Genomic DNA, 13,208 nt, shown 5'->3' on the forward strand with positions numbered 1-13,208 from the left:
TGTATTGCAACAGGCCATTTTCTGGACAGGCTCCTGCGCTGGTCAGGACGGTAGCCGGTCGATAGCCAAGCACAAACTACGAAATCCTCAGCGGACACAACGACAAGCCGTTGAGGGACTTTGTGAAATTTTGTCGTTGATGAATCAGTGTTGAAACAAGAATTCGTCGGTATTCAGCAGCGCCCAGCAGACATCCTCTAGGCCGGCGGCGGTGTCGTTGCGGGTTTGAATGTGTTGGTGCGAGGCAGTTCGCTCGCTTGGACTAGCGGTGCGACATAACGCAGCGAGATACAACTCATCAAGTATCTGGTCGACGGAACTTCCAGCGGCCAAGAGTTTTCGGAAGCGGTTGCCGGAATCTTGCAGTCGCTGGTGTATGAGCGGCCCGTTGAACAGTTCGATGGCCATAGCAAGGTTGGAATCTGATCCGCGCTCACAGGCGCACACGGTGCTTCGTTCGGGCTGACCAAAGACCTTCAAGAAATCAACCGGCACCAGGTCGGGAGCTGGCAATTGAGTCGCTCGCGTGCCAGCAGGCAACGAACCAAAGGTTTGATGGACTCCAGTCACATGATTGATGGCATCCAAGAGCGGTTCAGCCTTCAACAATCTGGGTACTTGATGGGAGAAGTAGTTGATGTCGCCGTGGTTGGATGTGTTGGTCTGGCTGCTGGCCTGATAGGTCTGGCTGTTGGCAATCGTTCGCAACACATGTTTGGCGGAATAGCCGTGATCGCGAAAATCCTGTGCTAGTGATTCCAGCAGTGGTTGGTTCGTGGCCGGATTGGAAGCGCGGAAATCATCGACTGGCTCAGTCAATCCACGGGCAAACATGTGACTCCAAAGTCGATTCGCACCGACGTAGGCAAAGAAAGGATTGCTGGCAGATGTTAACCAATCGGCCAACATGACTCGTCGATCCTGAGCCGGCGACTGATTGTCCAGGCCGTGGCCAGGCAGCCATGGCTGCATCGTCTGGCCGGTGCGCGGTTGAATGACTTCGCCAGTTGAGTCGCTCCAGATAAACATTTCACCAGGCCGTTGGGTTGAGCGACGCTGGACGCGATTAAAAAACGCGGCCAGTCCATAGTAATTATCCTGCGTCCAGCGCTCGAACGGATGATTGTGGCACTTGGCGCACTGCAATCGGGCACCTAAGAAAACCTGTGACACCGTTTCGACGCATTCGCTGGCATCCGCTGCGGCGCGATAAAAATTGGCGGGGGGATTGGCCAAAGTGCTTCCACTGGCCGTAATCAATTGTCGAGCGAACTGATCATAAGGCATGTCTTCTCGAATGGCGCGCTCCAACCAGCGAGAATATTTGTAAGCTCCGTCGGCACCCAATGCTTTGCTGGTTAACTTCAATAGATCGCCCCATTTGAGCGCCCAGAAGCGGGCGTACTCGTCGCGCTGCAAAAGTTGGTCGACCAAGCGTTGACGTTTATCTGATCGCTCGTCTTCCAAGAAATCTCGGGTTTGATCCACCTCGGGCAGCAGCCCGATCAAATCCAAATAGACCCGGCGAATAAACTCGGAATCACTGCAAGTTTCTGAAGGCCTGATCTGCATCTGTTGTAATTTGTCGTACACCAACTGGTCGATGTAATTGGACGGCGGGAGCGGTGTCCATTGGAACTCTGAATCAGAGTCGATGACCAGTAGCGGCAATGATTCGATATGCTCTAAGAAGCGAACTAGAATCACCGCCTCGCCGCGCCCGTGCGCGCGTATCACTCCTGCAGTGTCGACCGCAGCTATCGATTCACTGGACGACTGGTAGGCAGCCAAGTCGGTCACATCACGCTGCGAGCCATCTGCGAAATGTGCGGTGACGGACAGTTGCTGCCTGCCGTCGGTCTCGGCCAAGATACGTTTGCTGTTCGGGAAAACCTCTAATCGCACGCAGCGCGGAGTATCGGGAGGATCGGGCCGGCCCCCCTGTTCAATCCAATTACGCAGTACGCGGTAAGCGGGATCATCGGTGCGCAATTGCCGACCACCACCGTGACTGACCTTCATCAACGGCTTAAGCAACAGCAAACTTTGCTCTGGCTCAACAGAATTAACCCGACGACCATACTCTTCGCGGATCAATGTCAGTTCATCGAGCTCTCGATCGAAGGCCCGTAGCGACAACCGAAACATGCCTTTACCACTAGGCGAACCGTGGCAGGCACCCGAATTACAACCTTGCTTGGACAAAGCAGCCAGCACTTCCGACTCGAATCGCACGGGCCCAGCAATCTGTTGGTTGGACACGATTACAGCTACGCTGTGCTCAATTCCGCCAGCAATTACTTTGATTTCTGTCTGCCCATCTGCTACGGAGAAAATGCGGCTGCTGCGGACTTCAGCGATTAGGCTGTTGGCGGAAACGATTTCAGCAAATGCGGTCCAGTCGTAGGGCTTGTCTGCAGCATCAAAAGCGGTGATGACCAGTTGTCGAGTAGCTTGGCTGTGATCCAAGATAAGCGGATCGGGGTAAACCTCCACTCGCGCAGGCTTGGGCACGACGCGCGTGCACGACGACCGTCCGGACAGCGAAATGGAGTCACCTCCGTAATGTGCATGTGCAGTAAACCCGAGCTTGAAGTCTCCGGCCGGCATGTCGGCAGGAATTGGCACCTGGACCGTCGCCTGCGTTTGGTCGGCGGACAGTGTGAGTTGTTGCAGTGGGGTAACACCGACAGGCAAGTCGTTGAATTCAAGCTGTATTTCTTGAGCCGGCGCGTGTCGCTTTACATTGATATTCAGAATAGCCGTGCTGCCAGCCACGATTGATCGCGGACCAGTGACATCAATGTGCACCGGATCGAACCAAGTCACGGGCAGAGCGATGGTTTCGATGAACCCTCGCCCTTGATGCTCTCCGAAAACCAACACAATTAGCTCATTGGGCTCAACAGAATCTGATGACTCGCGAGATAAACTGGCGGTAACTTTTTCACCTTCTATGTTAAATGTCCCCGACCATCCGCCGGGCAGACGATTGGGTAGCAGTGTCACTGCGCCTTTGAAATCTTCTGACAAACGCTGCAATGTCAATTCGAAAGTGAACTGCTTCAAGGGACGCGCGAGTTGAATGGGGTGTGTTGCATTGAGCCCAACCACAGGCGAGGACTTGTCGGTGCCTGCCAACAGTAACTGCCCCTGTATATCATGGGATGGATAAAGCACATGAGGTTGTCGGGCACGTAGCATGCTCAAATTGCTTACCTCGGTTGCAACCTGTGCGCTGAGCATAGCTCGACCTAACAACCGCACAGGTTGTAACTGTTCAGCTTGCCACTCAGGACCAGCCGTCAGATAGATCCTTGATTCCGTGGCACCCGCAGGAATCACCGGATTCAAAATCGTAATGCCCGCCGGTGGTCCCACCAGCTCCAAACAAATTGGCCCGTCATAACCTAAGCGCTGGACCAATAGTTCCAATGCCATCGCACCGCGCTGGACTGGCAAGGCGAACTGCAAGGGCGTTTTGGCGTCACCTTTGAACGCCAAAGTGTAGCCATCATGCGGTAGAATATTGACCAGATAGCTAAAGCTTGCGCCGCCGCGCCCCAATAAATCCTGAAGCTGTAAAGTGTAGCGTCCGTCGTCGGCGAATTGGTAAGCCAAATGCCACTCGTCATCATTGGCAACGGCCGTTTCGACTACGGTTTGACCCGCTGCATTCAGTAGTTGCATTTTGAGGAGAGTCGGACACCCCAGGCTGCGCGTATAACTGTGAACGTGTATAGTTTTTCCGGGGACTCCCTGCAGGCCAATGCGTTGACTGGCTCCTGTCTCTGCCAAGCGACCGCTGATGGAAACCGGCGCAACGACCACTGCATCAGAAGACAGATCACTGGCAGATAGAACTGCCGCATCGACCGCCTGTACCGATGTCCAGGCTGACGATTGACCGCCCGGCGACCGGGTAGCAACATCATGACGAGTCTGCGTGTGGCTGGCCGGCAAGGCAACCCAATGTGGTTCCGCTATACTGCCATCCAATGTTACGAACTGAACCTGTGTTGACTCGCCGCGGCGAACGGCCAGCGGCTGGGCATGAGACAGCAGCGGAAAATCTCCAACGCGCAGATGAAAACGACCGCCGGTTGCAAAGCGGCTGTCGCGAACATGAATGGTGAATTGGCCAGCTTGGGAGAATTGGTAGCTCAGCCGAGCTTCCGGACCAGTTGCGTCATCGTCAACTTCCAATACCGGTTTTCCAGCGCTATCCAGCAGACGCAACACAGGGTCCATTGGTGAGCCCAGCGTCTGCGTCAACACTTCAATGGCGATGCGCTGGCCAGAGGCGACCGAGATACGATAGAAACAGCCCTGGCTGTGACGACACACATCAGATACCGCGCACAGCGCGGGAATATCTTGAGCATGTTCCCGAGAATCATGATCGGAGACACTCGCCACGAGCGGCAGATCATCGACCAGCATCATCCACGGTTCAGCCGGTCCATGACTTGTCGCGGCAAAGAGAGCTAACGATCCCAGCCTTGAAGCTTCAGGTAGCGTAATTGCGACAGTAGCCGATTCGGCGGTTACTGACTGAACGGAAACAGTGCAATCTGGACGACTGCTTGTCACACGTAAGCCACTGTTTAGCTCCTTGCCTGTCAATTGGATCAGCGTCGTCTCACCGGGTCGGCAGGCACGATGATGCACCTCTGATACCTGAGCCATTGCGCTGGCTGCACAATTCAGGCTGCAGATTGCGCCCAGCCAGGCTCGTAACAGAATCTTCTGAAGTCGCATCAGCAGTGGACTCAACTCAGGTAGGTTTGACGAAGTCTGGTGTGGAAAGGGTCTGGCGTTCAGGTCAGTCCAGCGATGGGCTGTCCGTAGTACACGGCGTGAGGCCGCTGCTGGCTGTCATGCCATGTGGCGTTGGCGGGAATGCCCAGAGCATGATAAATAGTAGCTGCAAAGTTTTCTGGCTTCTCGGGTTGATCGGTGGGATAGCCACCGTGAGCGTCGGAAGCCCCAACGACGCGACCGCCGCACACTCCTCCACCGGCCATCCAGACCGACTGCACGGCACCCCAATGATCTCGACCGGGCAGCTTGTAGTGCTTGTCTAATAGTGTAATTCGGGGAGTGCGTCCAAACTCGCCCGCCATGACGATTAACGTTTCGTCCAGTTGCCCGGAGTGGTGCAGATCGTCCAACAGAGCCGACAACGACCGGTCCAGCGGCGGCAACAAGCGGTCTTTCAAATGCGGAAAGGCGTTGCCGTGCGTATCCCACGTTTCATTATTGCCCAGGTTGACCTGCACCAGTTGTATACCGGCCTCGACCAACCGCCGCGCCATTAGCAACGACCAGCCGAAGGCGTTGGCCCCGTAGCGCTCCTGAGTCGCCGGATCCGCTTGAGTTACCTCGAATGCCTCGTGCAATTGGCGATCGGTCAGCAATGACACTGCTGCTTGGCGCAAGCGATCAAACTGCTGCGTCGATGCCATATGATCGAGCTGTTGGCGTTGACGCTGCAACAGGCTTAGCAATTCCAAGCGACCATTGACCTCGCGCAGGCCCAACCCGTGCGGCAGCGCCAAGTGCGGAGCTTGAAATACCCGCGGATCGACATGTCCGCGCTGCTGGTGATCGAAACTGTATTCGGGGAACGCGCCGTAGGAAGAATTGTGAAACGACGCTGCTTCGATGAACCACGGCTCATGTTGCGATCCCATCTGCCCGGCACTCTGACCGGGAATCACGCGGCCGGTACTGTGCACCAGTCGCTCGGGGATAACGACGGCAGGCGGCAGATTGTTTCGCGATTGCAATTGTCGCTGAGCCACCGCCACCAACGATGGATAATCTGTCGGACTGGGCGCGTTGGGCTGAAAGCCGCTGGGCGTTTCGCTACGGCCGGTCAGCATGATATGGTGGCCCAACGAGTGATCGTTCGATGAATGCGTCAGCGAACGACACAATGCCCACAGGTGACTACGCTCGGCCAACAGCGGGAGATGTTCGCAGATTTCAATTCCTGGAGTTCGCGTGGCGATGGGCCGAAATTCGCCACGAATTTCCTCGGGTGCCAGAGGCTTGAGGTCAAAGCTCTCGTGCTGCGCTAGCCCACCAGACAGAAAGATGAAGATGCAGGACTTGGCTTTACCGAAGCCATCCGTTTGAGACTCCACTGCCTTGGCTTGCTGCAGGCCTACCAGATGATTGCTGCCCAGGCCCAAAATTCCAATCGAGCCCACCTGTATGGCCGTACGACGAGCCATTTGCGGATGCAACCAACCGCTGTTGTTGGTTTCCCAGCGGCGACCGTTCATAAGGCCTCTCGGCTAACGTGGTTCACGACGACGAAGAATATCATTGAAATCGGTTAAATGGTAGTCGATACCAATGTACTCTAAAACTCGGCACAGTCCGCGTAGGGCGACGCCAAATCCATCAGGACCACTAAATCCGCCGAATTGCCCCCCGCCTTTAACGTGCGGCTCCAAGTCCAGGATCACGCCGGGTGCGCCCAGTTTTTTCATGCGCTTGTCCAAACGCGGCAGATCGCCTAGCAGGTCGCGCAGAATAGCTTCGTGGCCAGAATCGCCGATGTCGGCGGGCACAAAGTTTTTGAGCGACGCCTCGTCGATGTGAGCCAAACGGCCCGCTGCGCTGTCGTGACGATAATCTTTGATGTGCAGCCAGCCCAATCCTGGTTTCATTGCCAAGTACTCGGCAAATACCTCGTCAGGCGTCATACCCTGGCACACCAGATTGGCACCGTCGAAAATCAGCACCAAATTGGCATGTTTGACCTGTTGATGAATTCGCGCTAACAGTTTGCCGGTTTGCCCCACCAAATTGGCTTCGACTTCCAAGCCAAACACCAAGCCATTCTTGGCGCACAGGTTGGCAATTTCACCCACCTGGTCGCTTACTTGCGACAAATGCTGCTCAGGAGCCGTACCCTGGGGATGATAGAACGAGAATCCGCGCAGTAGCTTGGTGCCCAATGTATTGGCCACGTCGCAGGCGTGTTGTACGTTCTTGCTCAAGTACTGCTTGAAAGGGATGAACCGATTCGAGCTTCCATCATCAACATCCAGCAGCTTGACCTTGCCGATGGGTGAGCCGACGGTGGCCACACTCAAACCATATTCGTGCTGCATTTTGACGACCTGCTTCAGCTCTTGCTTGGTCAGGTCCATCGAATTCTTAACGCCACTACCAACGTCGATAAAGCGTATCGAATAATACTGCAGGCCGGCGGCAGCCAGTGCAGCAAATTGCTGAACAGCCAACTTGTCGTTGGCGGCTTCATCGGCAAAGCCGCTGAGGATGACTTGTGGTTGCGTCACGATGCTTTTTCCTTGTGAGTGAGCAGAGACCAGCGATTGAGGCCCGCAGCCATATAGTGTACTAATCTGTACACGCGCATTGGATTCTCGCCTTACGTTGTACCGCTGGAAGCCTGGTAGTGCACGCGAATAATCGACGTGATGCCACCGCGAGCGCCCCAGTGACTTTCCAACGTGGCTTTGTGCGGCTTACAAACCGCTACAAAGTCGTCCAGGATACGATTGGTGACGTTCTCGTAGAAGATACCCTCGTTGCGGAATTTTTGCAGGTATAATTTGAGGCTCTTCAGCTCGACGCAGAGGCCATCCGGCACGTAGCGAAATATCAGCGTCCCAAAGTCGGGCTGGCCCGTTTTGGGACACATCGAAGTGAACTCGGGGCACGTAATCTCGATTTCGTATTGTCGGCCCGGAAAACTGTTGTCGAATACTTCCAGTTGTTCTTGAAACGGCGTGCTCACCAGTAACATCTCCTCGGCGTGAATGAACCTATAGGTTGGCCAGTATGCAGTCGGAATTGTCAGATCGAAAGGGGGCTCGGCTGCGCATCTGCGAAATCTACCACAGTCGACAGGGAGAGGGCCTGTTGACTGGAACTCCCAGCGTATTTGTCCGTACCAGCGGCTGCAACTTGCGATGTTGGTTTTGCGATACCCCCTTCGCATCGTGGCATCCAGAAGGTGACTACCGAACGGTAGAGGATATTGTCCGACAGGTTCAAACCCAGGACGCGCGGCACGTCGTGCTGACCGGTGGCGAGCCGATGATCTGGGGTTCGGTAGTCGAATTATCCCACGCACTTCAGGCGGCCGGATACCATTTGACGATTGAAACGGCAGGCACCATCTGGCACGCTGCCCAGGTGGATTTATGGTCGATCAGCCCCAAGCTCACTAGGTCGGCACCAACAACAAGTGGTAGTTGGCCGACCCGACACGAACAGCGACGCCAACGCCTGGATGTCGTGCGCCACATGATGCAGAAGCCCTATCAACTGAAGTTCGTCGTCGACACACCCGACGATGCCCGCGAGGTGCTCGACTATTTGCGAACATTAGGAAATTGGGACCCCCAGCGAGTCTTGCTCATGCCTCAAGGCACCGACAGGCAAGATCTTGATCAGCGCGCCCAGTGGCTAATCCCCTGGTGTCAGCAGCATGGCCTGCAGTTTTGCCCTCGCCAGCACATCTATTGGTTCGGCAATCGCCGTGGAACGTAGCCGATCACGTAGCGTTGCCTGATCTCAAGAAATCTCTGCGACCTCGACAGCTCCTCTTGCAGAGTCTGCCACGGTTTCGCAGAGGCCAATAGATACTCAAAATCGAATAGAAAGCGGCCGAGCTAAGCCAAGCTATGAGCGACGATGAAACTGCCAACAGAATGCGAGCACAGGGCTGGCGGTCAGGCACGAAACAGATGCAGGCCGAAGTTAGGCGGGTTGGGGCTCGACCTGGACGATGGCTTTGATCTTCTGCACAAAGTGCTCACCACCAGAGGATTCGGTCAGCTTGGCAGCACGTTTATCGGCTTCGGCGCGTTGGTCGAATTCAAATACGGCCACCCGCTTGAGGTCTGGATTGAAGACGGCCCAGTAGACGCGGGTTCGGGTTTCCACTTTAGTTCGACGTCGGACAGGCTTGGTGGCGGTAACACCGCTGGTAGGGGCGGGTTTGGCGGCTTTCACTCGGGCGGTAGCTTTCGCTCCAGAACGGACCTTGATGGGTTTGGGTCGAGCGGTCGTAGCACGCACCACCATAATGAAATCTCCCCGTGTTTTATTGACGAATCGAGCGGAGAAAACACTGCGACCAAGAGTCATTAGACTCAGTCGACACCATCGCTCGCCCCGTTGGTACAAAGAAACAAATCCGAGCTTGCAGCCAAAACTGCCACGCTATCTGTGCGTCACCGTCTCACCGCGATCGCGGTGCTCATTATAATGGATTTTCAGTTTGTTTCACAGTAGTTGACTATCAATTTCCGGAATCAATTCTACGTCTCAAAATAATACTTGACTAAAGGGCTTCAGCTATGCGGCAATCAAGCGCGATCTATGCGATGTTCATGGCAACGTGCGTCACGGTGTCAGCTATTCAGGCCGATGGCCCCAAAGTTCAACCTTTTGGAAAGACCACCGATGGTCAGGCCGTTGAGATTTACACCCTGACGAACAGTCAGATGACGGTTCAAGTGATGACTTACGGTGCAACTTTGGTTCAACTTCACACACCCGACCGCCACGGAAAGCTGGCCGATGTCGTTCTGGGGTGGGACAATGTTGCAGGTTACGAATCTGCCGATAACCAGTACTTTGGTTGCACAACTGGTCGAGTTTGCAATCGAATTGCAAAAGGCAAGTTCTGGCTGGACAACAAGCAGTATTCCTTAGCCATCAACAACGAGCCCAATCATTTACATGGCGGAGCCAAGCGCAGCCTGGATAAAGTGGTTTGGAAGGCACGCTCTTCGCACACCAAGCGGGGTCAGCAGGTTGAATTCTCTTACCTCAGCCCAGACGGCGAAGAGGGCTATCCAGGAAATCTGACGATTCAAGTGATCTATAGCTTGGCGGCTGACCAGCCGGAACTGACCATTCGATATCAGGCCACTACGGATCAGGCTACCCCAATAAACCTAACCAATCATGCCTATTTCAACCTTGCCGGCGCTGGCAGCGCGACCGTACTGGACCATACGTTGCAATTGAATGCCGACCAATACACTCCAGTTGACGACACGTTCATACCCACCGGCAAGATCAGTTCTGTTGAAGGCACGCCGCTGGACTTCCGCCAACCGCTCACCATCGGCAAGCGCATTGACCAACTGGTTGGAACCGCCACGCTAGGCTACGACCACAATTATGTGCTCAATGCGCCGTTGGCGGGTCAGAAGTTGCGATTAGCGGCCGTACTCACCGACAACTCCAGTGGTCGGCGACTGAGGATCGCCACCAGTGAGCCTGGAGTGCAATTTTACTCGGGCAATTTTCTGAATGGGCAAACCGGTAAGAACGGTCAGACATACGCGCATCAAAGCGCTTGCTGTCTGGAGACACAGCATTTTCCAGATTCAGTCAATCACGCTAATTTTCCCTCGACGATTCTCAGGCCAGGCCAGCAATTTACTTCAGAAACTGTGTATAGTTTTTCAACTGTGGACACACAAGGAAAGTTGGAGGGTAAGCATATGAACCTGCCGGTGAATGTTGAAGTCGAGGCTGTGAAAGAACTATTGGACGATGACAAGATTGTGCTGATCGACTGTCGCGAGCCGAATGAATGGGAACTTGCCAGAATCGAGGGCGCGGTTTTGTTGCCGCTCAGCCAGTGGGAACAACAAGCCGGCCAGTTGGCACAGTATGCCGACAAGCACATCGTAGTTCATTGCCACCACGGTGGTCGAAGCTTGCGAGTCACCAATTGGTTGCGGCAAAACGGTTTTTCCAATACCCAGAACATGGCCGGTGGCATCGATGCTTGGTCCAAACAGATCGACGAATCCGTTCCGCGATACTAAGCCAGCCCAGCCAGTGGTGCGTAAGTCGCTGCCGTCACCAGACGTTGAAAATCCCACTCGCCCTCCGACTGGCGTTGGCAGCGGGTGTTAGATTCCGCTGGGGCGTTCGTCTAAACGATTGGCCATTGGGGGCCCAATGCTTCGCGCTGGATGGCGGTAAGCTGCTCAATCCCTTGGCGTGCTATTTGAATCAGTCGCGCCAGGTCGTTGTCGCCAAACGTGGCCTCTTCGCCGGTCCCTTGAATCTCAACGAACTTCCCGCTGCCAGTCATGACGATGTTCATGTCCACGTCAGCACCAACGTCTTGCTGGTAGTCCAGGTCTAGTACCACGTCTGCTCCCAGTAGCCCTGCGCTAATAGCGGCAACGCTGTCTAGAATCGGAGACGACGCTGCTTCGGAGAATTCAGGATACAGGGCATCGCACAGAGCTAAGAATCCACCGGTAATGCTGGCTGTGCGTGTTCCACCATCGGCTTGCAGTACATCGCAATCGACAGTGACCATGCGTTCACCCAGTTTCTGAAGATCAACGATGGCTCGCAGGCTGCGACCGATCAGGCGCTGTATTTCCGTTGTTCTGCCATCGACCTTGCCATCGCGATCGCGGCGCTTGCGCTGCGGGGTGCTGTGCGGCAGCATGTTGTACTCCGCCGTGACCCAGCCTTTCCCAGAACCGGCCAACCAAGCTGGAACATCAGCTTGAATACTGGCAGTACACAGGACCACCGTCTGTCCGCTCTGGTACAGCACGCTGCCGGGGCTAGTGCGTGTGAAGTTGCGTGTGACTTGCACTGGACGAATCAATGGCTTAGTAGTCATTAGAGCTTAATTGAACCGAATTACGGGTGATGGGGAGCGATGATAAGCAGCGATGGTGGGTGCAAGATGCCGTTACTGGCCAGCAAACTGGTAGCAGATAGTGGCAGTGGTTGGCCGTGGGCGTCGGTAACCATGCCGCCCGCCTCTTCGACAATCAGTCTTCCGGCCGCATAGTCCCATGGAGACAAGTGGTACTCGAAGTACGCACCAAACATTGCATCAGCCACTGCGCACAGGTCCAGAGCAGCTGCGCCAAAACGACGAATTCCGTGGATCTGTTGTCGAAAAAAATCGCCGATGGTTGCCAGAGTTGCTTCCATCATCGCGCCGCGATCGTAATAAAATCCGACGCCCACCATCGATTCACTCAGCCGCAAGGCCGAACTGACTCGCAGACGTCGCCCATTGTGATAAGCTCCTTCACCGCGCACCGCCCAGTACCAATCACCGCGCACCGGATTGACGACCACGCCACACTCGGCCTGCCCATGCCGGTAGTAAGCGATCGACGCCGCGAATTGCGGTATGCGATGAGCAAAGTTGTTCGTGCCATCTAGGGGGTCTATGATCCAGACGTCGGTTGCATCTATCCGGCCCAGCGTACCCTCTTCGCCTACAATCTCATGGCCGGGAAAATTCCGCCGGATCAGCTCCGCAATCGCCCTCTCTGACTCGATGTCAGCGGTGGTTACAAGATTAAATGGTTGGTTAGCAACTTTACTGTGTGCCTGAATTCCAGTGCGGAAGTATTCGTGGATGATCTTTCCACCTGCCAATGCAGCTTCCAATGCGACTCGCAGTGGTTGCGATCGCTCGGCAAGTACGACATTTGGTGGAATCAGCACGGACATGGCTCGACTTTTCGGTCAACAAGTAGTACGTCCGATGCGTGCTGGAATGAATTGCGAGATTGGCCACCATCAGGTGTTGCGGGGGAAGCCAGGTAGCTTGGCAGGCCAAGTAGCGGCAATTTGACTGAGAATGACATCCAACTCGGCGTCCTTAGGAGAATCCATTGGCACCGGGCAAGGCTGGCTGTCAGGTGGCGAATCGCTCTGAGATTCGAAGGCCGATGGCAATTGTCCTGTGCCGAGCATATCAACCGTGGTAATGCGATACTGTTCAAGGGCGTCACCCATCAAAAATTCAACGGTCACCGACGACTGCCTGCGTGAGCTTGCAAACTGCTGTATAAACTGCCCCAACTGCGCCCAGTCGCCCACATCTGTTGCTTCGACCGCCAACTGCTCTACGCAGATGGCCATCGTCAGGCCGGCCAAGACTCGACGACATTCCAATCGCTCGATCTGCAGCGCTGTATTTCGCCGAGTGGTCGGGATTTTTGCGGATGATTTGGGCTGATGTTTGCGTTTCATGGCGAGAGCGATTGTATCGGGATTCTAGCGTCTTTGTCAGCCTGCAGCTCTGAATTTTTCCTTGGGTTCGCTACAATCAATGGTTGGTTGACGTAGTCAGCGGCCTGATGTAATTCAGGCCGCATTGCCAACAGCCACACATCAGAATTACCGTTGAAATTGTAGCCGCCAGC

The 13,208-nt window shown here is 55.0% G+C and carries 10 protein-coding genes and 1 pseudogene; 3 read left to right on the forward strand and 8 right to left on the reverse strand.

Features of this window, described 5'->3' with window-relative positions:
- Positions 1 to 144: 144 nt before the first annotated feature.
- The 4 genes from KF752_01495 to queF form a co-directional block, all read right to left on the reverse strand.
- A complete protein-coding gene (locus KF752_01495; GenBank protein MBX3420209.1) occupies positions 145 to 4,761 on the reverse strand; it encodes a DUF1549 domain-containing protein in 4,617 nt (1,538 codons plus the stop codon).
- 59 nt (positions 4,762 to 4,820) lie between these two features.
- Positions 4,821 to 6,293, reverse strand: coding sequence for a DUF1501 domain-containing protein (locus KF752_01500; protein MBX3420210.1), 1,473 nt, complete (start codon positions 6,291 to 6,293; stop codon positions 4,821 to 4,823).
- 12 nt (positions 6,294 to 6,305) lie between these two features.
- The gene (locus KF752_01505) at positions 6,306 to 7,322 is read right to left on the reverse strand and encodes a sugar phosphate isomerase/epimerase (GenBank protein ID MBX3420211.1); all 1,017 of its coding nucleotides are present in this window, start codon (positions 7,320 to 7,322) and stop codon (positions 6,306 to 6,308) included.
- Positions 7,323 to 7,411: 89 nt separating this feature from the next.
- A complete protein-coding gene (gene queF, locus KF752_01510; GenBank protein ID MBX3420212.1) occupies positions 7,412 to 7,789 on the reverse strand; it encodes a preQ(1) synthase in 378 nt (125 codons plus the stop codon).
- Between the two features lie 71 nt (positions 7,790 to 7,860).
- Between queF and KF752_01515 the strand changes: the two genes are divergently transcribed.
- Positions 7,861 to 8,538, forward strand: coding sequence for a 7-carboxy-7-deazaguanine synthase QueE (locus KF752_01515; GenBank protein MBX3420213.1), 678 nt, complete (start codon positions 7,861 to 7,863; stop codon positions 8,536 to 8,538).
- A gap of 210 nt (positions 8,539 to 8,748) precedes the next feature.
- Here the strand turns inward: KF752_01515 and KF752_01520 are convergent, their stop codons facing one another.
- The gene (locus KF752_01520) at positions 8,749 to 9,075 is read right to left on the reverse strand and encodes a hypothetical protein (protein ID MBX3420214.1); all 327 of its coding nucleotides are present in this window, start codon (positions 9,073 to 9,075) and stop codon (positions 8,749 to 8,751) included.
- Between the two features lie 275 nt (positions 9,076 to 9,350).
- On the opposite strand from KF752_01520, the pseudogene KF752_01525 reads away from it, so the two are divergent.
- Together KF752_01525 and KF752_01530 are read left to right on the forward strand one after the other, a co-directional pair.
- Positions 9,351 to 10,472 (forward strand): annotated as a pseudogene (locus KF752_01525) (galactose mutarotase).
- 36 nt (positions 10,473 to 10,508) lie between these two features.
- The gene (locus tag KF752_01530; protein MBX3420215.1) at positions 10,509 to 10,838 is read left to right on the forward strand and encodes a rhodanese; all 330 of its coding nucleotides are present in this window, start codon (positions 10,509 to 10,511) and stop codon (positions 10,836 to 10,838) included.
- Between the two features lie 110 nt (positions 10,839 to 10,948).
- Here KF752_01530 and rph read toward each other — a convergent pair whose 3' ends face one another.
- The 3 genes from rph to KF752_01545 all read right to left on the reverse strand — a co-directional run bounded on the left by rph (position 10,949) and on the right by KF752_01545 (position 13,035).
- Positions 10,949 to 11,659 (reverse strand): ribonuclease PH, encoded by a 711-nt coding sequence (gene rph, locus KF752_01535; protein ID MBX3420216.1) that lies wholly within the window; start codon positions 11,657 to 11,659, stop codon positions 10,949 to 10,951.
- Positions 11,660 to 11,679: 20 nt separating this feature from the next.
- Positions 11,680 to 12,510: an inositol monophosphatase gene (locus KF752_01540; GenBank protein MBX3420217.1), complete on the reverse strand. Its 831-nt coding sequence runs from the start codon at positions 12,508 to 12,510 to the stop codon at positions 11,680 to 11,682.
- Between the two features lie 69 nt (positions 12,511 to 12,579).
- The gene (locus KF752_01545; protein MBX3420218.1) at positions 12,580 to 13,035 is read right to left on the reverse strand and encodes a hypothetical protein; all 456 of its coding nucleotides are present in this window, start codon (positions 13,033 to 13,035) and stop codon (positions 12,580 to 12,582) included.
- Between the last annotated feature and the right edge of the window lie 173 nt (positions 13,036 to 13,208).

The organism is Pirellulaceae bacterium, from assembly GCA_019636385.1.
Lineage (GTDB): Bacteria > Planctomycetota > Planctomycetia > Pirellulales > Pirellulaceae > Aureliella.